The sequence below is a fragment of the Mesorhizobium sp. M0998 genome (genome assembly GCF_040318885.1).
In the GTDB taxonomy this organism is placed as follows: Bacteria; Pseudomonadota; Alphaproteobacteria; order Rhizobiales; family Rhizobiaceae; genus Mesorhizobium.
The window spans coordinates 13331-33999 of sequence record NZ_JAMYND010000049.1; the positions used below are offsets into that span (position 1 = coordinate 13331).

Consider the following 20669-nt stretch of genomic DNA (forward strand, 5'->3'; position numbering starts at 1 on the left):
GGACAGATTGAACATCAACGGAGGAATAAACATGCTGACCAAACGTTCATTGCTGCTTGCCGCCGCGGCCGTCATCCCGCTGCTTGGCCTGTCCGACATGGCCTCGGCCAAGGAGGCCAAAAAGCTCGGCCTCGCCGTCGCCAATCTGCAGGCCGACTTCTTCAACCAGATCAAGCAGTCCGTCGAAGCCTACGGCAAGGAAAAGGGCATCGAGGTCGTTACCGTCGACGCCAAGGGCGATTCGGCGACCCAGGTCAGCCAGGTGCAGGACCTGATCACGCAGAACATCGATGCGCTGATCTATATTCCAGCCGGCGCCACCGCCGCCACCGTGCCGACCAAGACCGCCAAGGCTGCCGGCATCCCAGTCGTCAATGTCGACCGCAACGCCGATGGCGCGCCCGGCGATACCTTCATCGCAACCAACAGCGTGGCATCGGCCAAGGCGGTTTGCGACTACATCGCCAAGCAGGCCGGCGGCAAGGGCGAGCTGATCATCATCCACGGCCAGAAGGGCACGACGCCCGAGGTCGACCGCTCGAAGGGCTGCGGCGAAGCGCTGAAAGGCTATCCCGACATTAAGGTGGTCGGCGAATTGTGGAGCGAAGGCTGGCATCAGGACGAAGGCTTCAAGCTGACGCAGGATCTGTTGCAGTCGCATCCAGATGTGTCGATCGTCATCGGCCAGGCCGATGCGCTGGCGCTCGGTGCGGCGCAGGCGGTCAAGGTCGCCAATCCCGGCCATAAGGTCTGGGTTGCCGGCTTCGACGGCGATGTGGCGGCGCTCAAGGCACTGAAGGACGGCGTCTTCGACGTGACCGCGACGCAGCAAACCCAGGGCATGGGCCGGCTCGCCGTCGACGCAGCAATCAAGCTGGTGGCCGGCGAGACCATTCCCGCCGAACAGCTGCAGGATGCGACGCTGACCACCAAGGACAATGTCGAGCAGTTCATCGCCAAGCATCCCTGATTGAGACCAGTCCGGCAGTCGACGAGCGCAACGATGTCCACCGATCCTCGCCACACGCACAGCCCCAATAACGGGCTCGTCGTCAGCGGCCTCTGCAAAAGCTACGGGCCGGTGCAGGTCCTGGCCGATGCGAGCTTCGAGGTGCGGCCGGGCGAGGTCGTGGCGCTGCTTGGCGAAAACGGCGCCGGCAAGTCCACCGTCTCGAACATCATCGCCGGCTCGACCAAACCCGATGCTGGCACCATCACCTGGCGGGGGAACCCTTATTCCCCCGCCAATCCTGCCGCGGCGATCGACGCCGGCATCGGCATGATCCACCAGGAGCTGAAGCTCTTGCCCGATCTGTCGGTCGCCGAAAACGTCTATGTCGGCCGCCTGCCGATGCGTGGCGGCCGCATCGACCGCGCGGCAATGAATGCACGGGCATCGGCCCAGTTGAAGCGCCTCGGCCTCGATGTCTCGCCCGAGCGCAAGGTGCGCACGCTGCGTATCGCCGCCCAGCAGCAGGTCGAGATCGCCAAGGCGCTGACGCTCAATGCCGAGCTGCTGATCTTCGACGAACCGACGGCCGCCCTTGGCGGCGAGGAAACGGAGCTCCTGTTCCAGCAGATCCGCAAGCTCAAGGCGGAAGGCATGTCCTTCATCTATATCAGCCACCGGCTGGACGAGATCGCCCAGATCGCCGATCGCGTGGTGGTGATGCGCGACGGGCGCATCGTCGCCCGGCACGAGCGCGCCGACATTCCGGTGCGCACCGTCGTCGAACAAATGGTCGGCCGCAGTGTCGAGCGGATGTTCCCTACGATATCGGCGCCGGGCAACGACACGCTGCTCGAGGTCGAGAACCTGTCCTCGCCGGAACGCAGCTTTCAAAATGTCAGCTTTTCAGTGCGGGCCGGCGAAATCCTCGGCATTGCCGGGCTGATCGGCGCCGGACGCACGGAGCTGGTGCGGGCGATCGCCGGTGCCGATCCGATCTCATCGGGATCGGTGCGCGTCGCCGGCAAGCCGGTGCATCTCAATGGCCCGGCGGCGGCGATCAAGGCCGGCGTCGTCCTGGTACCGGAAGACCGCAAGGCGCAGGGCGTGGTGCTCGACCAGACGATCGGCGAGAACCTGGCGATCGGCAATTTCGACCATGTCGCGCCGAATGGCTGGGTGTTCCCGAAGGCGGTGCAGAAATTCGCCGAGGCCGGCATTCGCCGGCTCGGCGTCAAGGGCCGGCCGAACCAGGCGGTCAGCAAGCTCTCCGGCGGCAACCAGCAGAAAGTGATCATCGCCAAATGGGTGTCGCGCCCGCCCAAGGTATTCATCCTGGACGAGCCGACGCGCGGCATCGACGTCGGTGCACGCGCCGCGATCTATGATGTCATCGCCGACCTTGCCCGCTCCGGCATGGCGGTGGTGGTGGTGAGCTCCGACCTCGAGGAAGTTCTCGGCCTGTCGCATCGCGTGCTGGTGCTGAGCCGCGGCCGGCAACGCGGCATTCTCGACCGCAGCGAAGCAAGCAATATCGCCGTGATGGAACTAGCCACGAGCTAGGACGCCCATCGAAACAAAGCGCAGCAGGTGGTATCCTCCCGGGCACCAGACCGCGCGGGGCGCCAGCAACAGAGTTGGCGCCCCTTTATTTCCGGAGGACGGCGGTTGGAGCAGAGGGACCGACGATGAAATTATTCGACCTTCATGGTGACGTGGCACTTGTGACAGGCGCCGGCAGCGGCATCGGGCAGGCAATCGCCATTGGGCTGGCCGAGGCCGGCGCCGACATAGCCTGCTTCGGCCATGCCTCGAAAGGCGGGCTGGAGGAGACCGCGCACCGGATCACGGCACTCGGCCGCAAGGCGCTGGTGCTGACCGGCACGGTGACTTCAGAGGCCGATCTCGCGGCCGCGATCGAGTGTACGGAGATGGAACTCGGCGCGTTGACCATCGCCGTCAACAATGCCGGCGTCGCCGGAGCTGAGCCGGCAGAGACGCTGTCGCTGGAGAAATGGCAGAAGCTCTATGACGTCAACGTCAGCGGCGTGTTCCTGTCCTGCCAGGCCGAGGCCCGCGCCATGCTGACGCGACGCAAGGGCTCGATCATCAACATCGCGTCGATGTCGGGCTCGATCGTCAATCGCGGTCTGACCCAGGCGCATTACAATTCGTCGAAGGCCGCGGTGATCCACATGTCGAAGAGCCTCGCCATGGAATGGGCCGATCGCGGCCTGCGCGTCAATGTCGTCAGCCCCGGCTACACGCTGACGCCGATGAACAAGCGGCCGGAGGTCGCCGACCAGGTCAGGATCTTTGAGCGCGACACGCCGATGGGCCGCATGGCGGCGCCGGAAGAGATGGTCGGCCCGACCGTGTTCCTGGCCAGCCGCGCCTCGAGTTTCGTCACCGGCATCGACCTGATCGTCGATGGCGGCTTCGTCTGCTGGTAGGAGAAAACATGCAGAAGCGATTCCTAGGAAAAACGGCGGTCATCACCGGCGCCAGCGGCGGCATTGGTGCGGCAATGGCCAGGCGCTTCGCGGCGGAAGGTGCCGCGGTCGTCGTCAGCGCCATCGACGCGCGCGTCGAAGAGGTCGCCGCCGATCTCAAGGCTATGGGCGCCAGGGTCGCATCGCTGCGCATGGATGTGACGAAGAAGGACGAAGTCATCGCCCTCTATGACCTGGCCGAGCAACAGTTCGGCCGCGTCGACATCTCCGTACAGAATGCCGGTGTCATCACAATCGCCAGGATAGAGGCTATGACCGAGGCCGAATGGGACAAGGTGATGGCGGTCAACACCAAGGGCGTGTTCCTGTGCTGCCAGGAGGCGATCGCGCGCATCCGCAAGCATGGCGATGGCGGCCGGCTGATCAACACCGCATCCGGCCAGGCGCGGCAGGGCTTTATCTACACGCCACATTATGCGGCGTCGAAATTCGGCGTCGTCGGCATCACCCAGAGCCTGGCCAAGGAAGTGGCGAAGGAGAAGATCACCGTCAACGCGATCTGCCCCGGGATCATCGACACCGATATGTGGGCCTATAACGACGCCGCATGGGGAAAGTTGATGGGCGAGTACAAGCCCGGCGAGCTGATGGCCGAATGGGTGAAGAACATCCCGATGGGCCGCGCCGGCAGCGGCGAGGACGTCTCCGGCCTGGTCAGCTTTCTCGCCAGCGACGATGCGGCCTACATCACCGGCCAGACCATCAATGTCGATGGCGGCCTGATCATGTCGTGAGAAACGACGCACGCCAACGCACCATCCGCTGGGATATGAAAGCCCCGTCGCTGCGTTCAGGCTGCTCGGGCGGCCCGAGCCAATCCATGCTCCACGAGCCGGTCGATGATTTCGGAATAGCTGACGCCGCTCGCCGCCATTGCCTTGGAATACATGCTGATATCGGTGAAGCCGGGCATGGTGTTGATTTCATTGACCAGGAATTGCATGTCCGGCGTCAGGAAAAAGTCGACGCGGGCCATCCCGTCACAGCCGACGGCTCTGAAAGCCCTTGCGGCCACGGCCCGCATGGCTGCCTCGACCTCCGGCGGCAGTTCGGCCGGCACTGTTAGCGCCGCGCCGTTCTCGTCGATGTATTTGGCATCGTAGCTATAGAAATCGTGGCTTTCAGCCGGCACGATCTCGCCCGGCCGCGAGACGAACAGGTCGCCTGCCGGATACTCCAGCACGCTACACTCGATCTCGCGCCCACGAACGAATTCCTCGGCCAACAGCTTGCAATCGTGCCGGAAGGCTTCAGCAAGCGCTCCATCGAATTCCTGGCTGGCATGGACTTTTCCGACGCCGACAGACGATCCCTGACGCGCCGGTTTGATGAAGAACGGCAGGCCGAGCTCGCCTTCCAGTGTGGCGAGGGCGGGCGCCGCACCTTCATGGATCGTCACTGAGCGCGCGATTGGCAGCCCCGCCGCTTCCAGGAGCCGTTTGGCGATGTCCTTGTCCAGCGCGGTTGCCGAACCCAGGATGCCGCAGCCGGCGAGCGGCACCCGAGCCACCTCGGCCACCCCCTGTACCGAGCCGTCTTCGCCATGAGGGCCGTGCAGTACGGGAAACAGGATGTCGATCTTCGGCAGGTCATAGGGCGTGCCGTCGGCCGGGATCGCCATCATCCGTCCGTGCCCGCCCGGAACCAGGCAAACTTCCAAACCGCCCGCAGGCTTTGCGAGCGTACCATCCTGGAAGCTGCTCAGCAGCCACTGTCCTTCGCGCGTGACGAAGATTGGGACGGCATCGTATTTGGCGGGCAGCAGCGCACGCATGACATTGGTTGCTGAAAGCGCCGAAACGTCATGCTCGGCGGAACGTCCGCCAAAGAGCACGGCGATGCGCAGTCTGTTCAAGGAAGAGGTCTGCTGCATTGTATCGGTACCCTATCTTGCGGCTCGCATACGGGATGATCGGCAACCTTGGCTTTTTTCGAACCGATCTGCGGGTCCATGTAAAAAGACGGGCCGTGAAATTGGCACCGGCGTTATTCGTTGCGCGACATGACCGTTGGTATATATAATTTCATCTCATGAAAGTGGCTCTGGGCGAGTTGCGGAGCCAACAGCCGAGATCATGGGACTTTGATGGTTTGCCCCTCAAGACCGGCGATCGATCCGTGGATGACTGCTTTGGCAGCAATCCTTCGGCAGTCATGACGCGGCCGGTCCCGCCACATCTTCACCAATTTGGGCACCACCCCGTTTGCGCCGGCATCCGCTTCGGCAGCATTGTGGCGCCTACGGCCTTGCGCAACGACCAGCTTTTCCAACACAATCAAAAAAAGACGCAAGAAGGGAACTAACGATAATTTCCACCAGAGCTTGACAGGAGAACAAGCATGTCACTTCGGAGCATGATTTCGAATTTCTCAATGGGAGCCTTAACACTTGCCGCAGCCGCACTGACATCTTCGGCCTATGCGGCGGCGCCGGAATCCAACGACCCGATCAAGATCGCGCTGTTCGATTGGACCAGCGTCAATCTGAACGCCAAGATCCTCGGCGGCATCCTCGAAAAGCTCGGCTATACCGTCGAGTATCCGACCGCCGACTATCTCTCCAGCCTGACCACCGGCCTGACCAATGGCGACATCGATGTCGGCCTGGAATTCTGGGACACGACGGCCGGCGAGGCGATGAAGGCCTCGGACGCGACGGGCCAGACCGAACGCCTCGGCAAGCTCGGACCAAAGGCCAAGGAAGAATGGTGGTTTCCCGAATATATGAAAGAGAAATGCCCCGGCCTGCCGAACTGGGAAGCGCTGAAAGACCCGAAATGCGCCGAGGCCTTCTCGACGGCCGAAACCGCGCCGAAGGGGCGTTATCTCGGCGGACCCGTGACATGGGAAGGTTTTGACGACGAACGCGTCGAGGCGCTGAAACTGCCCTTCACCGTCATCCATGCCGGCACCGACGCGGCGATGTTCGCCGAACTGGACTCGGCCTATCAGCGCAAGGCGCCGATCATGCTGTGGATCTATTCGCCGCATTGGGCGCCGGCCAAATACAAGGGCGAATGGGTCGAATTCCCCGACTATACGACCGAGTGCTACACCGACCCGAAATGGGGTGTGAACCCCGACGCGAAATATGACTGCGGCAAGCCGCACGGCGAGATCTGGAAATATTCCTGGGCCGGCATGAAGGACAAATGGCCGGTCGCCTACAAGGTCGCGAAAAACTACACGGTCGATACCGACGAGCTCAACAAGATGAGCGGCGAGATCGATCTCGAAGGCAAGACGCCGGAAGACGTCGCCGCCGCCTGGATCGCCGCCCACGAAGCCGACTGGAAAGCCTGGGCCGAGTGACCGTCTGACTGGAAACGCGACGACCCGGCCAGTCAGGGCCGGGTCTCGATCCCCTATTCCAGAAGGACGATTGCATGAGCGATACGATTGAACAGGCGGTGAAAGCAACGGGCAAGGATGCCCGCCCGATAAAGCTTGGCTGTCGCAATGTCTGGAAGCTGTTCGGGGCGGACGCGGCCAATTTCATCCGCCGGCGCGACGGCAAGGCCAGCCTGGCGGACATCGCCGCGGCCGGACTGGTTGGCGCGGTGCGCGCCGTCGATCTCGAAATCCGCCAGGGCGAGATCTTCATCATCATGGGACTTTCGGGGTCAGGCAAGTCGACGCTGGTGCGCTGCATGTCACGGCTGATCGAGCCGACCCACGGCAAGGTCGAGTTTGAAGGCAAGGACCTGCTCAAGATTTCCGATGCCGCGCTGATCGAGCTGCGACGCCATCGCATGGGCATGGTGTTCCAGAATTTTGCCTTGCTGCCGCATCTCAACGTACTGGAGAACATTGCCTTCCCCCTCGGCATCCAAGGGCAGGACCGGCCGACGCGCGAGGCGCGCGCGCGGGAAGTGATCGAGCTGGTTGGCTTGCGCGGCCGCGAGCATTTCTATCCGCGCGAGCTTTCCGGCGGACAGCAGCAGCGTGTCGGCATCGCCCGCAGCCTCGCCACGAAGCCGGAAATCTGGTTCCTCGACGAGCCGTTCTCGGCTCTCGATCCGCTGATCCGCCGTGAGATGCAGGACGAGCTGATGCGGCTGCAGACCATGCTGCACAAGACCATCGTCTTCATCACCCATGATTTCGACGAGGCCATCCGGCTGGCCGACCGGATCGCCATCATGAAGGACGGCGAGGTCATCCAGATCGGCACGCCGGAAGAGCTGGTGGTCAACCCGGCGACCGACTATGTCGCCGAATTCACCCGCGATGTCGATCGCGCCAAGGTGATCTCGGCGCGCCGCCTGATGCGCGCCTGCGACGGCGCCGAGTACGGCGGCACGGTCGCGCCCGATGCCAAGATATCAAGTTTTTCGGCAGATATCGTCTCTGCCGGCAAGCCCTTCGCGGTGGTCAACGGCACCGGCAAGCCGATCGGCTTAGTCACGCCGCAGGCGGTGATCGATCTTCTCGCCGGCATCGAGCGTCGTGGGGCCGGCGGATGACCGTCATGGCAAGCGCCAGCGCAGCGAGGGCCCGGCCGGTTCAAACCTGGCTGGCGATCTGGGCCTGTGCGCTCGCCGCCGTGCTTATTGTCTTCCTGCTGCAGGAAAGCCTGCCTTGGGCGGTCAATTACCCGGCCGGCGCGATCGTTCCTGTCGCTGACTGGGTCGGTGCGCTGATGAACTGGGTGAAGTCGAACTTCTCCTGGCTGACCCGCTCGATCACCGCGGTGCTTGGCGTGCCGCTCGATTTCGCGCTCGGTCTTCTGGCCAAGAATTTCAAGATCGGCCATGGCGCGGATATGATCGTCTTGCCGCGCCTGTCCTGGGTCGGCGTCTGCGCTGCCGCCTACCTTGCCGGACGCGCCGCCGGCGGCTGGAAGCTGGGTGCGCTGGCCGGCGGCTGTTTTCTCTACATCGCGCTGTTCGGGCAGTGGACCAGCGCCATGCTGACGCTGGGCTTGATCTCGATCGCCGTGCCGTTTTGCATTGTCACCGGGCTGTTCGCCGGCATCTGGGCATGGCGCAAGCCTTGGGCGGAGAGGTTGTTGATCTCCCCTGCCCTCGATCTGATGCAGACGATCCCGACCTTCGCCTATCTGATCCCGATGCTGCTTCTGTTCGGCAACAGCCCGGTCTCGGCAATGATCGCGACGGCAATTTTCGCGACGCCGCCAATGGTGCGGGCGACGATGCTCGGCCTGTCGCGGGTGCCGTCAGAGATCGACGATTTCAGCGAGATGGCCGGCTGCACGGCACGGCAGAAGCTGTGGCGGGTGCTGTTGCCGTCGGCGCGGCCGACATTGATGGTCGGCGTCAACCAGGTCATCATGCTGGCGCTCAATATGGTGATCATCGCCTCGATGATCGGTGCCGGTGGGCTCGGCTATGACGTGCTTTTGGCGTTGCGCGCGCTCAAGGTCGGCGAGGCGATGGAAGCTGGCCTCGCCATCGTCGCACTGGCAATTGCACTCGACCGGCTGAGCCAGGCGATCGCGCACAATCACGCCAAGGGCAATGTCCGCCACCAGGCCAGCACCAGTTTCTGGCGGCGCTATCCCAATCTGACGCTGGCCGTTGCCATCCTCGCCGTCGCCACGCTGCTCGGCCTGTTCGTGCCGGCGTTCGCCGCGGTGCCGAAGGCGATCACCTTCACCACCGCGCCTTTGTGGAAGGCGGCGGTGAACTGGATCACCATCAACTTCTTCGACACGATCGAAGCGTTCCGCGTGGCGCTTATCCTCAACGTGCTGAACCCGGTGCGCGCCTTCTGCGAGGGTTTTCCGTGGCTGGGCGCGGTGTGTCTCCTCGGCCTTGCCGGCTACCAGCTCGGCGGCTTGCGCCTCGCCGCCCTGGTCGCGGCTTTGACAGCGTTCTGCGCCGTCACCGGACTTTGGGAAAAGACCATGGCGACCGTCTATTTGTGCGGAATCTCGGCCTTTATCGCCTGCCTGATCGGCATCCCGATTGGGCTGATGGCATCGCGCAGCGACCGCTTCGAAAAGACCGTCACGCCGGTCATCGACACGCTGCAGGTGCTGCCGTCGTTCTGCTTCATCATTCCGGTGGTCATGCTGTTCAGGGTCGGCGACGTCACCGCGATGATCGCCACCGTCGCGTTCGCCGTGGTGCCGGCCATCCGCTACACCAATCACGGCATTCGACAGGTGCCGCCGGCGCTGATCGAGGCGGCGAAGGTTTCGGGCTGCACCAGGCGCCAGACCTTCTTTCGCGTGCAGCTGCCGCTGGCGTTGCCCGAGATCATGCTCGGCGTCAACCAGACCATCCTAATGGCGCTGGCGATGATCATCATCTGCGCCATGGTCGGCACGCGCGATCTCGGCCAGGAGGTGTTCATCGCCCTGTCCAAGGCCGATTCCGGTCGCGGCATCGTCGCCGGCCTAGCCATCGCCTTCATCGGCATCGTCGCAGACCGGCTGTTCAACGCCTGGACGGCGAAGGCTCGGGCAAGGCTGGGATAGTCCGGAATAGGACGGCCTCAGGAAGCTGCCGCCAAGCGCGCCGTCAACGAGGCACCGATCCCTACGCCTAAAGACATAGCCATTCGGGATTATTGCTCGTTTTTGCCTCACATCGTACGGCTGCCATGGGACGGGTAGGCTCAACAGGAGAGCGGATAAATGTCTAAACGCGTTCCCTTTACTACCGGTGATCTGGCAGATCATCAGCGGGGTATCGATGACGCCCTCACAGGCGATCCGAATACGAATATCTTGACCGGCGACGCTGGCGGCAGCCTGCTCGATTTCTCAAGAGGCGGCAACGACACCTTTACGGAAACCGCACCGTCGACTTACACCTTCTACGGCGACGCGGCTCGGAGCTTGTTCAATTTTGCTCGGGGCGGTGACGACACCTTCACGGTGTCGAGCTCCTCCACCACCACTGCTTACGGTGACGCGGGCGACGATATGTCGGACCACAGCAAGGGCGGCAACGACACTTTCACGGGCGCCGCGCAAGCCAGCAACATTTTCTTCGGCGACGCCGGCGGCAACATGATCGGCCATGCTCAGGGCGGCGACGACCGTTTCACGGCCTTTCCCAACTCCTTCAACACTTTCTACGGTGACGCCGGCGTCGATATGTCCGACCACAGCAAGGGTGGCAATGACACCTTTGAGGGCACCAGCGTGGCCGTCAGCATTTTCTTTGGCGACGCCGGGAACAACATGTCTGGCCATGCTCAAGGTGGCGACGACCGTTTCACGGCCAGGAGCGACTCCAGCAACGCTTTCTACGGGGACACCAGCGGCGATATGTCGGACTACAGCAAGGGCGGCAACGACACTTTCAATGGCGCTAGTGACGCCAACACTATTTTCTACGGTGATGCCGGTCGCAGCATGTCTGGCCATGCTCAGGGTGGCGACGACCATTACACAGACTTTGGTGGCACGATTCAGACCAAAACCTTCTTTGGCGACGCGAGCCTACATATGTCCGACTTTGCTAAAGGCGGCGACGACACCTTCACGAGCGTGGGTGGGTTCGTGATAAGTTTCTATGGTGACGCGGCCGGCATCATGTCCGACTCTGCTAGCGGGGGCGATGACGTGGCCGTGCTGCAAGGCACCCATAATTTCGCCTATGGCGACGCTGGCGCGATGGCCGGCAATGCTGTGGGCGGCAATGATATCCTAACCGGCGGCAATAAGAGCTCTGGTCCTGATGTTCAAAGCGAGTTGTATGGCGACACATTCGCTATGTCCGGGTCCGCCGCGGGCGGCAACGATATTCTTACCGGTGGCCTCAACAGCGGAAGCGGCCAGGTCCGTAATTTCCTGTGCGGCGACGCTCTGCAGATGTCCGGTTCGGCCAGGGGCGGAAACGATACCCTGTACGCCGGGACCGCGGCACCCGGCTGCACCGTCATCAACGACATGTGGGGTGACGGGCAACTGAGCGAACTGGCTCAGGGCGGCAGAGATCAATTCATATTCAAGGACGATGTTTCAATGACGGTCGGAACCCAAAACACCATCTACGATTTCAGCCAGACCCAAGACGACACCATTGTATTTAGTGGCGTGGAGGGCGTGCAATCGTTCGATGATCTCACAATTGCGCAAAGTGGAACCGACACCATCATTACCGCAGGAGTCGATCAAGTTACTCTCGCAAACTTTACAAGCCCGCTGACGACGGGTGACTTTTTGTTTGTCTGAAAGCGAAGCTCTTATCGCACTCGAAGAGGGGAATGCGTGAGAATTCGTTGAGCATCGTCGCGCGGCCGGTCGCCCCAATAATGCTCGACCGGCCGATCGACAATCCAAGCCGCAGTCATGGATCAGGCGGCCAGGAATCTCTCGGTCAAACGAGCCCAGAGCGCTGCGCCGACGGTCAGATTGCCGTCGTTGAAATCATATTTCGAGCTGTGCAGGATGGCTGAATCCTCGCCGTTACCGAGGCGCAGAAAGCAACCGGGTTTGTGTTCGAGGAAATAAGAAAAGTCTTCGCTGCCGGGGATCAACGGGCAGACGGACACCTTGTCCTGACCGACGAGTTCGACAGCGATGTCTGTCGCAAAGGACGTCTCGCGCTCGGAATTGACCACCACCGGGTAGCCGCGCTCGTAATCGATCTCGACCGTTGCGCCATGCGCCTGCGCCACAAGTGCTGCGATATTGCGAATACGCTGCTCGAGCGTGTCGCGGATCTCGGCCGAGAAGGAGCGGACGCTCAACGTGATTTCGGCGTGTTCCGGAATGACGTTGGAGGCCGTGCCTCCGTGAATCGTGCCGACGGTGACGACAGCGGTCTCGATCGGGTTGACGTTGCGCGACACAACCGTCTGCAGGGTCATGACGATGTTGGCGGCAGCGACGATCGGGTCGACCGTCAGGTGCGGACGCGAGGCGTGGCCGCCACGCCCGGCGATCCTGATGGTGACGGTATCGCTCGCCGCCATCAGCGGCCCGGCGCGCATCAGGAACGAACCCGTCGGCGCGCCCGGGTGGTTGTGCAGCCCGAATATCGCATCGCAGGGAAAGCGCTCGAACAGGCCGTCGGCGATCATCGCCTGCGCCCCGCTTCCCTTGCCGGCTTCCTCGGCCGGCTGGAAGATGAGGTTCACCGTGCCGTTGAAATGCCGTGTGCGCGCCAGGTATTCGGCGGCGCCGAGCAGCATCGTGGTGTGGCCGTCATGACCGCAGGCGTGCATCTTGCCGCTGGCCTGGCTGCCATAAGGGAGATTGGTAGCTTCGGTGATCGGCAGGGCGTCCATGTCGGCACGGATGGCGATGCTGCGGCCGCTGCCCTGGCGCAGGCGACCGACGACACCGAGCCCGCCGACATTGCGCGTCACCTCATAGCCCCAGCTTTCGAGCCGTTCGGCAACGTATGCAGCCGTTTCGTGCTCCTGGAATGAAAGCTCGGGATGCGCGTGCAGGTGCTGGCGGGCCGCTGCAAGCTCGGCGGCCTTGTCGGCGAAGTCGGAAATATCGGCGAACTGGTTGGAGCTCTTTGGCATGGAAGGTCCTTTGCCGGCCGAGCAGTTGCCGCGCCGGCTTTGCTTTTAGATGAAACGGCTCAAGAAAGCCCGCGTGCGCGGGTGCCTGGGTTTGGCGAGAACCTCGTCCGGAGGCCCGGCCTCGATCACATTACCGTCGTCCATGAACACTACCCGATCCGCCGCTTCGCGGGCGAAGCCGATCTCATGCGTGACCACGATCATGGTCAAGCCCTGCCTGGCGAGATCGCGGATGGTGGCGAGCACCTCGCCGACCAGCTCCGGATCGAGCGCCGAGGTCGGCTCGTCGAAGAGCATCAATTTCGGGCGGATGGCGAGCGCACGCGCGATGGCGACGCGCTGCTGCTGGCCGCCTGAAAGCTGGCGCGGATAAGCGTCGATCTTGTCGGCAAGACCGACGCGGGTCAGCAGTTCGCGGGCGTAGCCGATCGCCTCCTTGCGGTTCTCCCGGTGAACGCCGACCGGAGCCTCGATGACGTTCTGCAGGGTCGTCATGTGCGGATAGAGATTGAACTGCTGGAACACCATGCCGATCTTGCGCCGCTGCGCGGCGATCGCGCGGTCGGAAAGTTTGTCGAGGCGGCCGTCGTGCAACCGGTAACCGATCTGCTCGCCGTCCACCTCGATCGACCCCTGGTCGATCGCCTCGAGATGATTGATGCATCGCAGGAAGGTCGACTTTCCGGAGCCGGACGGTCCGAGAATGACCACCACCTCGCCAGGCGCGACGTCCAGATCAATGCCCTTCAGCACCTCGAGCGGGCCGAAGGCCTTGTGAACGTTGCGCGCCCGGACCAGGGGCGTGTCATGCGCGCTCATTGGCGGCCTCCAGGGTGGCGGTCGCCGTCTTCTCGCTCGCACCGCGATCGCCGCGGCTGTAGTGGCGTTCGATCGCGCCTTGCGCGACATTGAGGACCGAGGTGATCAGCAGGTACCACAGCACTGCAACCATCAGCAGCGGAATGATTTCGAAGGTGCGGTTGTAGATCGACTGCACCGAGTAGAGTAGGTCGGCCATGGCGATGACGCTGACAAGCGACGTTGCCTTGATCATGCTGATCAGCTGATTGCCGGTCGGCGGCACGATCGACCGCATCGCCTGCGGGATGATGATGCGCCGCAAGGCCCGCGCGCGGGTCATGCCGAAGGCTTCAGCCGTTTCGGCCTGTCCCTTGTCCACCGACAGCAGCCCGCCACGGATGATCTCGGCCATGTAGGCGGCCTCGTTCAGCGCCAGACCAAGAACGGCGGCGGTCAACGGCGTGATCAGGTCGTTGGTGTTCCAACTGGCGAAGCCGATGGAAATGCGCGGAAACAGCGTCGAAAGGTTGTACCACAGGATCAATTGCACCAGCAGCGGCGTTCCCCGGAAGAACCAGATGAACAGGCCGGAGAGAAGGGATGCCAGCCTGTCGCTCGACATGCGCGCGATGGCGAGCAGCAGGCCGAGCACGATGCCCAGGATCATTGCCACGACCGTCAGGCCGAGCGTCACCGAAAGCCCCTGCATGACCGTCGGATCGAAGAAATACTGGGCGACCACCGGCCAGCCGAAATTCGGGTTGACTGCAACGATATAGGCGAAGCCGGCTGCCACGGCGACGGTGAACGCCCAGAGCGCCAGCCGGGCGAGCGGAAACGGCCGGTGGGCTCGTTTGACGTCGCGCAGCGCGTCGTCGGGACGTCGCGGCGGCCCGGCCGCGTAGGCAGCGGTGGCGTCGGTCATGGCAGCCTCTACTGGCCCTGGTTGATGCCTGGCGCATCGATCATGTTCTTCTCGAGACCCCACTTCTTCATGACCGCGGCGTAGGTGCCGTTCTTCATCAGGATCTTGAACGCGTCGAGCAGCACGCCGCCCAGCGGAGAGCCCTTCTTGACGACGGCGCCTTGATAGATGTCCTTGAAGCCGTTGGCCTGGCCGATCCCGGCGAGTTCCAGCTGGCCCTTCGCCTGCTCGACGAAATAGGTCAGCGGCGCCTGCGAGGAGAAGAATGCGTCGGAGCGTTTCGACCGGACGGCCAGTATCGAGCTCGGCTGGTCGGTGAAGGATTGCACCTCGACGACCGACTTGCCCCCCTCGGTGCATTTCTGCGCCTGCTGCTTGATGACCTTTTCGGCCGAGCCACCCGACATGACCGCGATGCGCTTGCCGCACGCGGTGTCGAGCGAGGTGATGCCTTGCGGGTTGCCCTTCTCGACGGCGAAGACGACGTATTCGCGCACCCAATCGATGAAGTCGTTGGATTTCTGCCGGTCGGGATAGTCGCCGACAGGCCCCATCGCGAACTGATAACGGCCGGCATTGATGCCGCTCAGCAAAGCCGGCAGGCCGGCGACCGAGGCATGATCGATCTCGACACCGAGCAGCTGGCCGATGGCGTCGGAAATGTCCCTGGTCGCCCCCGACAGTTCGGTGCCGGTGACGATCTCATAGGGCGGGAACGAGCCGTTGTTGACGGCTGTGATCTTTCCCGCCGTGCGGATCTCTTCCGGCAGCCGGGCCCGCAAATCCTCGTTCACCGATTGCTTCTGGATATCCTGGGCAAAGCTGGCCTGCGCCAGCATGGTGACGAGCGAGGCGAATATGAAGCTGATTGTCCTCATGGCATTCTCCTTCGTGTTCTTCGTTGTACGTTGTCAGGCTGCGGTGGCCCGCGATCTGGCCTCGAAAGGAAACAAGGCTTCGGCGGAAATCGGTTCCGCCAGAATGCCCTGGGCATGGAGCTCGGTGACGAAATCCTCGATCATGCGCCGGTTGGCCGGCAGGCCGCTGGCGTTCCAGGAGGCAGGCAGGTCGCGCCCCGCATGAAGCAGCTCCTCGAGGATCCAGGGCGAGGTATCGGCATATTTTCGGCGCTTTGCCGTCCAGACGCGCTGGCTTTCGTTGATCAGCCTGGCGAGTTCCTGCGGCAGCCAGGGGTGCTCCCTGGCCACTGCGGCCTTGACGGCGACCAGATGCATGCCCGGGACATAACCGACGTCGGCGAAATAGGCGCGTTCGGCCGCGCGAAAATCGCGCAGCACTTGCCGGAAGCCGGAAGCCGGGCCGAAAAAGCCGTCCGGCATGAAGGGCGTGAAAACGGCGTCGAGCTCGCCTTGCGACAGCAGCTCGATCATCGGGCGCTCGCCTGGTGCTGCTTCGATGCGCCCCGGCCTGCCGAATCCGTCGAGGCGATCGGCGATCGGGTGCTCCGATGTCAGCCTGCCGGCGAACCAATAGGCATCCTCGACGCCGACGCCTGCCCGGCGAAGTGCCGCGCGCGTCCATGTGTTGCCGGAATCGCGCCAGCCGGTCACGCCGATGCGTTTGCCGGCAAGGTCGGAAAGCCGTTCCAGCGGGCTGGCCTCGACCGTTATGATGCAGCGATGGCGAAAGCCGCGCATGATGAAGCACGGTGTTCCAACCACCGTATCCCTGCCCGAAGCCATGGCCGACACATAACGGCTGAATGAGACCTCCGCCGCATCGTAGTTCGGATCGGTGCCGAGATCCGGAATGAGCGTGGCGACGCGGTCAACCTTCACCGACAAGCGGCTCGAAGCGACGTCACCCAGCACCAAAGGGGTGAGATAGTCCCAATCGCGGGTGGCTATGGTGATGGAGACGGGCATCGGCATGAACTTCAAAGCTATGTTTGACCGGCGATTGGTAAATGTTTATTTTTGGCCGATCAAATGTTATTACGTTATTGAACATTAGCTTTGATGGTCGCGGGTGCCGATGGATTTCGATGCAGGATGGTTCGCTGAACGCCTTGGCGACCGCACGATGCGCGGCATCGCGCGCGAGACCGGAGCGCTGATCAGAAGCGGCGCGCTGCCTGTCGGCGCAAAGCTTCCGCCGGTGCGCGATCTGGCCTATGTGCTTGGCGTCAGCCCGGCGACGGTCTCGCAGGCGTGGAGCGAGTTGCGGCGCTACAAGATCATCGGCGGCCGCGGACGCAACGGCACCTGGATCATGGGCAACCGCTTTGCCGCCCGGCCCGAGCGCCACATGAGCGGCGGCAATTACGGACAGGATGTTCTGAACCTGGCGATCGCGGAGCCCGATGTGAGGCTCTTGCCGCCGCTCGACATCGCGCTGGCGCATGGCGCGCGCGCCGAAAAGCTCAACAGCTACGAGCGGGTGCGCATCCTGCCCGAGCTGGAGGCGGCAGTGCGCCCGTCATGGCCGTACGATCCCGGCGCGTTCCTGGCCACCAATGGCGGTTACAACGCCATCTACACCTTGCTGCATGCGCTGGTCCCGCCGGGAGCGCCGGTGGCCATCGAGAACCCGACGGCGCTTCGCCTGCTCGACATCCTCGAGGATCTCGATGTGCCGATCATCCCGGTAGACTGCGACAGCGACGGTCCCTTGCCGGATGCACTTGCCAACGCTCTGCGGCAGCGGCCCGTCGCGTTCCTGTTCCAGCCGCGCGTCCATTCGGTGACCGGCGCCTGCATGTCGTCGGCGCGGCTGGAAGTCATCGGCGACCTGCTCGCCGGCACCGACGTGCTGATTGTCGAAGATGACGGCGTCGGCGATATTGCCTCGGCGCCGCGCATTTCGCTTGGCCGGCGTTTTCCCGATCGCGTCGTCCATATCCTGTCCTATTCCAAGACCCACGGCCCGGATTTGCGGCTCGCCGTGCTGTCCGGATCGGCGACGATCGTCGAGCAGATCCAGTCCTACCGCAGCTTCAGCTCGGGATGGACCAGCCGCATCCTGCAGGCGGCCACCGCCTGGCTGCTGCAAGACCCGGCCACGGCCGCCCTGGTGGAGCAGGCGAAGGAGGTATACCGTGGCCGTCGCGAACGGCTCGCCGGCGAACTGGCCAAACGCAATGTCGATATCGACGCCGGACACGGTCTCAGCGTCCTCATTCCTGTTGCTTCGGAACCTTACGCGATGGTCACGCTGGCCGCCCACGGCATCGCGGTCCATGCCGGGGCGAAGTTTTCGACCGGAAAAACGAACGCTGTCCGCGTCGCGACCAGCATTCTGGACGAGGAGCACCTCGAGCACGTCGCAAATTCCCTGGCGCTGGCGGCCGACCCGGCGCGGGAAGTTGTCTGAGGCAAGTCAATCGCCGTTCGGACTGCTACTCCGCCGCCACCCCCTTCATCTCGAGATAGCTTTCCATCGAATCGTCCATCGCCTGCAGCCAGGGCGTATGATGCAGCGGCGCCATCGTGCCGGTCATCAGCGAGCGGTAGGCATGGTCGCGGAAGCCCATAATGTCTTGCGCCTTGTGGTGCTCCCACTCCATGAAGGTCTGATTGACAGCCTCGACATCGAAGCCGGGATAGTCGGTCTGCTCCATCAGCTCCCTGGTGTAGTCGCCCTGGAACCAGATCATCTGCTCGGCGTCTTCAAGCGTTTCCTCGCGTGCCCGCCATTTCCGGCCGTGCTCGGCCATGGCTTCGGCCGAGGGCAGATTGATGCGGCCCATGATGACGTCGCGGGCGAACCAGGCCTGCGCGTCGAACATGTTGAAGGTGTAGAACTGGTCCTGCATGCCGATATAGGACAGCTTCGGGTTTTTCTCCCAGACGACGCCCTCGTAGAGCCCGTCCGGCCACATGCGGTTGGCGGTCTTCAGCTTCAAATCCTCGGTGAGGAACGGGAAGGAATGGAGGTAGCCGGTGCACAGGATGATGGCGTCGACGTCTTTGGTGCTGCCGTCCTTGAAATGCGCCGTCTTGCCGACGACCTTCTGCAGAAGCGGCACTTCCTTCCAGTTCTCCGGCCATTTGAAGCCCATCGGCTTCGAGCGGTAGCTGGAGGTGATCGATCTGGCGCCGTATTTGTAGCATTGCGAGCCGATGTCCTCGGCTGAATAGGAGCGGCCGATTATCAAAATGTCCTTGCCCTTGAATTCCATGGCGTCGCGGAAATCGTGGCTGTGCAGGATACGGCCGTTGAAGGTCGAAAAGCCCTCGAAATAGGGAACGTTGGGCACGGAGAAATGGCCCGAGGCGACGACGACATGGTCGAACTCTTCCGAGTAGGTGACGTCGCTGGTGCGGTCATGCGCGGTGACGGTGAATTTTTTTGTCGTTTCGGAGAAGGTGACCATGCGCACCGGGCTGTTGAAGCGCACCCATTGGCGCACGCCGGATTTTTCGACGCGGCCCTTGATGTAGTCCCACAGCACGGCGCGCGGCGGATAGGAGCCGATCGGCCGGCCGAAATGCTCCTCGAAGGTGTAGTCGGCGAATTCGAGGCATTCCTTCGGGCCGTTCGACCAGAGGTAACGGTACATCGAGCCGTGCACTGGGTCGCCATGCTCGTCGAGGCCGGTGCGCCAGGTGTAGTTCCACAGGCCGCCCCAGTCGGACTGCTTTTCGAAGCAGACGATTTCGGGAATGTCGGCGCCCTTGTCGGCGGCCGACTTGAAGGCCCTGAGCTGGGCCATGCCGGACGGCCCGGCTCCGATGACGGCAACACGATCTTTCATTGCGGGCCTCCCGATCTCATTTCCCTGACGAAACAAATTTCACTGACAGGACAGTAATTGCCCCTTCGATGCTGTCAACAGGGCTTGTCGCGAAACCGCGTTTCGCCCAGCTGGATTTCCAAGCGACGCAGTAGCTCGGGCGAAATCCAGACATTGCGCAATTCGACACGGGTGGCTTGCCGTGGCAGTTGCGCTTCTGTATCGGCACCGAATATGTTCACCGTGAGTGAAATGAATCGGCAAGGTCCGGGGTGGCAACATGGCGAAAAAAGCATCCAGTCTAAAGCCCGCTGCGGCCGTCGTCGCCGCCAAGGCCAAGCCGTCGGTCGCTGCAGTCGATCCGCGCAAGATACGCGCGCCGCTCACCCAGAACCCGCACGCCATTCGCGACACCCGCGAAAAAGTCCTGGAGGTCGCGATCGGCCGCGAGGTGCGGGCCTTCCGCAAGAAGCTCGGCATCACCGTCGCCGATCTGGCTGCCGCCACCGACATTTCGCTTGGCATGCTGTCGAAGATCGAGAACGGCATCACCTCGCCATCGCTGACCACGTTGCAGGCGCTGTCGCGGGCGCTCGGCGTTCCCGTCACCGCCTTCTTCCGCCGCTTCGAGGAAGAGCGCAGTGCCGTCTTCGTCAAGGCCGGCGAAGGCCTCGACGTCGAACGCCGCGGCACGCGCGCCGGCCACCAGTACAATCTGCTCGGCCATATCGGCTCCAACACCAGCGGCGTCGTCGTCGAACCCTATCTGATCACGCTGACCGAGGATTCCGACGTGTTCCCGACCTTCCAGCATGAAGGCATGGAATTCCTCTATATGCTCGAGGGCGAGGTGGTTTACCGGCACGGCAGCAATCTCTACCCGATGAGGCCTGGCGACAGCCTGTTCTTCGACGCCGATGCGCCGCACGGACCGGAAGTGCTGAGCGTCCTGCCGATGCGGTATTTGTCGATCATCTGTTATCCGCAGAGCAGCGCGGGGTGAGCCGGAGATGAGGGCGCGCAAGCAATCCTGGATCGCTGCACTCCACGGCCACGGTAACGGCATGGATCCTAGGGTCTCCGCTACGTCCGTAGCGGAGACCCTAGGATCCATGCCGTAACCTCCACGCGCTGCTACGTTGAACTGCAGGGCAAGCTCGTCCTCGATTGGTCGCAAGGGGGCTAAAGGCCGGCGCTCTACGGCGCCCCCCTCTGCCCTGCCGGGCATCTCCCCCTCTTGGGGGTGTTTGGACCGGAGACATCGCGAACAGGTGTGCGAGGACATCGCGAACAGTTTGGCGCGCTTTGCGCCGGGAGGTTCGGGATGCC

General features: G+C 63.0%; 17 protein-coding genes. 10 read left to right on the forward strand and 7 right to left on the reverse strand.

Features of this window, described 5'->3' with window-relative positions; genetic code table 11:
- Positions 1 to 31 precede the first annotated feature (31 nt).
- From NKH59_RS29105 to NKH59_RS29120, 4 genes are all read left to right on the forward strand, one after another.
- Complete coding sequence (locus NKH59_RS29105; protein WP_023674026.1) at positions 32 to 970, forward strand: sugar ABC transporter substrate-binding protein; 939 nt, start codon at positions 32 to 34, stop codon at positions 968 to 970.
- 33 nt (positions 971 to 1003) lie between these two features.
- A complete protein-coding gene (locus NKH59_RS29110) occupies positions 1004 to 2512 on the forward strand; it encodes a sugar ABC transporter ATP-binding protein (RefSeq protein WP_353023814.1) in 1509 nt (502 codons plus the stop codon).
- 125 nt (positions 2513 to 2637) lie between these two features.
- A complete protein-coding gene (locus NKH59_RS29115; RefSeq protein WP_352978525.1) occupies positions 2638 to 3402 on the forward strand; it encodes an SDR family oxidoreductase in 765 nt (254 codons plus the stop codon).
- Positions 3403 to 3410: 8 nt separating this feature from the next.
- Positions 3411 to 4196, forward strand: coding sequence for an SDR family oxidoreductase (locus NKH59_RS29120; protein WP_352473405.1), 786 nt, complete (start codon positions 3411 to 3413; stop codon positions 4194 to 4196).
- A gap of 56 nt (positions 4197 to 4252) precedes the next feature.
- Here NKH59_RS29120 and NKH59_RS29125 read toward each other — a convergent pair whose 3' ends face one another.
- The gene (locus NKH59_RS29125) at positions 4253 to 5335 is read right to left on the reverse strand and encodes a D-alanine--D-alanine ligase family protein (protein WP_502908722.1); all 1083 of its coding nucleotides are present in this window, start codon (positions 5333 to 5335) and stop codon (positions 4253 to 4255) included.
- Between the two features lie 467 nt (positions 5336 to 5802).
- Here NKH59_RS29125 and NKH59_RS29130 point away from each other — a divergent pair, with 467 nt between their 5' ends.
- From NKH59_RS29130 to NKH59_RS29145, 4 genes are all read left to right on the forward strand, one after another.
- Positions 5803 to 6774 (forward strand): ABC transporter substrate-binding protein, encoded by a 972-nt coding sequence (locus NKH59_RS29130; RefSeq protein WP_352473408.1) that lies wholly within the window; start codon positions 5803 to 5805, stop codon positions 6772 to 6774.
- Between the two features lie 74 nt (positions 6775 to 6848).
- Positions 6849 to 7928, forward strand: coding sequence for a quaternary amine ABC transporter ATP-binding protein (locus NKH59_RS29135; RefSeq protein ID WP_353023818.1), 1080 nt, complete (start codon positions 6849 to 6851; stop codon positions 7926 to 7928).
- Positions 7925 to 9907: an ABC transporter permease gene (locus NKH59_RS29140; RefSeq protein ID WP_353023820.1), complete on the forward strand. Its 1983-nt coding sequence runs from the start codon at positions 7925 to 7927 to the stop codon at positions 9905 to 9907. The genes NKH59_RS29135 and NKH59_RS29140 overlap by 4 nt, the downstream gene beginning before the upstream one ends.
- A gap of 159 nt (positions 9908 to 10066) precedes the next feature.
- Entirely contained in the window at positions 10067 to 11614 is a 1548-nt protein-coding gene (locus tag NKH59_RS29145; protein ID WP_353023822.1) for an autotransporter outer membrane beta-barrel domain-containing protein, read from the forward strand.
- Positions 11615 to 11736: 122 nt separating this feature from the next.
- On the opposite strand, the gene NKH59_RS29150 is transcribed toward NKH59_RS29145, so the two are convergent.
- The 5 genes from NKH59_RS29150 to NKH59_RS29170 form a co-directional block, all read right to left on the reverse strand.
- Entirely contained in the window at positions 11737 to 12918 is a 1182-nt protein-coding gene (locus NKH59_RS29150; protein WP_353023824.1) for a M20 aminoacylase family protein, read from the reverse strand.
- 45 nt (positions 12919 to 12963) lie between these two features.
- On the reverse strand, positions 12964 to 13737 hold the full coding sequence (locus tag NKH59_RS29155; protein ID WP_353023826.1) for an amino acid ABC transporter ATP-binding protein: 774 nt from the start codon (positions 13735 to 13737) through the stop codon (positions 12964 to 12966).
- Complete coding sequence (locus NKH59_RS29160; RefSeq protein ID WP_353023828.1) at positions 13724 to 14644, reverse strand: amino acid ABC transporter permease; 921 nt, start codon at positions 14642 to 14644, stop codon at positions 13724 to 13726. Before NKH59_RS29160 ends, NKH59_RS29155 begins: the two co-directional genes overlap by 14 nt.
- Before the next feature lie 8 nt (positions 14645 to 14652).
- Complete coding sequence (locus tag NKH59_RS29165; RefSeq protein WP_502901192.1) at positions 14653 to 15483, reverse strand: ABC transporter substrate-binding protein; 831 nt, start codon at positions 15481 to 15483, stop codon at positions 14653 to 14655.
- 72 nt (positions 15484 to 15555) lie between these two features.
- On the reverse strand, positions 15556 to 16530 hold the full coding sequence (locus NKH59_RS29170; RefSeq protein ID WP_352918018.1) for a substrate-binding domain-containing protein: 975 nt from the start codon (positions 16528 to 16530) through the stop codon (positions 15556 to 15558).
- A 109-nt stretch (positions 16531 to 16639) separates the two neighbouring features.
- Here NKH59_RS29170 and NKH59_RS29175 point away from each other — a divergent pair, with 109 nt between their 5' ends.
- Complete coding sequence (locus NKH59_RS29175) at positions 16640 to 17977, forward strand: aminotransferase-like domain-containing protein (RefSeq protein ID WP_352918019.1); 1338 nt, start codon at positions 16640 to 16642, stop codon at positions 17975 to 17977.
- Positions 17978 to 18002: 25 nt separating this feature from the next.
- Here the strand turns inward: NKH59_RS29175 and NKH59_RS29180 are convergent, their stop codons facing one another.
- Positions 18003 to 19361, reverse strand: coding sequence for a trimethylamine monooxygenase (locus tag NKH59_RS29180; protein ID WP_352473418.1), 1359 nt, complete (start codon positions 19359 to 19361; stop codon positions 18003 to 18005).
- A 259-nt stretch (positions 19362 to 19620) separates the two neighbouring features.
- On the opposite strand from NKH59_RS29180, the gene NKH59_RS29185 reads away from it, so the two are divergent.
- On the forward strand, positions 19621 to 20343 hold the full coding sequence (locus NKH59_RS29185) for a helix-turn-helix domain-containing protein (protein ID WP_352502037.1): 723 nt from the start codon (positions 19621 to 19623) through the stop codon (positions 20341 to 20343).
- Positions 20344 to 20669: the final 326 nt, after the last annotated feature.

What these genes read in the sequence shown, in the direction of transcription:
- NKH59_RS29105 (WP_023674026.1), top strand. Translation starts at nt 32, where the DNA reads ATGCTGACCAAACGTTCATTGCTGCTTGCCGCCGCGGCCGTCATCCCG.
- NKH59_RS29110 (WP_353023814.1), top strand. Translation starts at nt 1,004, where the DNA reads ATGTCCACCGATCCTCGCCACACGCACAGCCCCAATAACGGGCTCGTC.
- NKH59_RS29115 (WP_352978525.1), top strand. Translation starts at nt 2,638, where the DNA reads ATGAAATTATTCGACCTTCATGGTGACGTGGCACTTGTGACAGGCGCC.
- NKH59_RS29120 (WP_352473405.1), top strand. Translation starts at nt 3,411, where the DNA reads ATGCAGAAGCGATTCCTAGGAAAAACGGCGGTCATCACCGGCGCCAGC.
- NKH59_RS29125 (WP_502908722.1), bottom strand. Translation starts at nt 5,335, where the DNA reads ATGCAGCAGACCTCTTCCTTGAACAGACTGCGCATCGCCGTGCTCTTT.
- NKH59_RS29130 (WP_352473408.1), top strand. Translation starts at nt 5,803, where the DNA reads ATGTCACTTCGGAGCATGATTTCGAATTTCTCAATGGGAGCCTTAACA.
- NKH59_RS29135 (WP_353023818.1), top strand. Translation starts at nt 6,849, where the DNA reads ATGAGCGATACGATTGAACAGGCGGTGAAAGCAACGGGCAAGGATGCC.
- NKH59_RS29140 (WP_353023820.1), top strand. Translation starts at nt 7,925, where the DNA reads ATGACCGTCATGGCAAGCGCCAGCGCAGCGAGGGCCCGGCCGGTTCAA.
- NKH59_RS29145 (WP_353023822.1), top strand. Translation starts at nt 10,067, where the DNA reads ATGTCTAAACGCGTTCCCTTTACTACCGGTGATCTGGCAGATCATCAG.
- NKH59_RS29150 (WP_353023824.1), bottom strand. Translation starts at nt 12,918, where the DNA reads ATGCCAAAGAGCTCCAACCAGTTCGCCGATATTTCCGACTTCGCCGAC.
- NKH59_RS29155 (WP_353023826.1), bottom strand. Translation starts at nt 13,737, where the DNA reads ATGAGCGCGCATGACACGCCCCTGGTCCGGGCGCGCAACGTTCACAAG.
- NKH59_RS29160 (WP_353023828.1), bottom strand. Translation starts at nt 14,644, where the DNA reads ATGACCGACGCCACCGCTGCCTACGCGGCCGGGCCGCCGCGACGTCCC.
- NKH59_RS29165 (WP_502901192.1), bottom strand. Translation starts at nt 15,483, where the DNA reads ATGCTGGCGCAGGCCAGCTTTGCCCAGGATATCCAGAAGCAATCGGTG.
- NKH59_RS29170 (WP_352918018.1), bottom strand. Translation starts at nt 16,530, where the DNA reads ATGCCCGTCTCCATCACCATAGCCACCCGCGATTGGGACTATCTCACC.
- NKH59_RS29175 (WP_352918019.1), top strand. Translation starts at nt 16,640, where the DNA reads ATGGATTTCGATGCAGGATGGTTCGCTGAACGCCTTGGCGACCGCACG.
- NKH59_RS29180 (WP_352473418.1), bottom strand. Translation starts at nt 19,361, where the DNA reads ATGAAAGATCGTGTTGCCGTCATCGGAGCCGGGCCGTCCGGCATGGCC.
- NKH59_RS29185 (WP_352502037.1), top strand. Translation starts at nt 19,621, where the DNA reads ATGGCGAAAAAAGCATCCAGTCTAAAGCCCGCTGCGGCCGTCGTCGCC.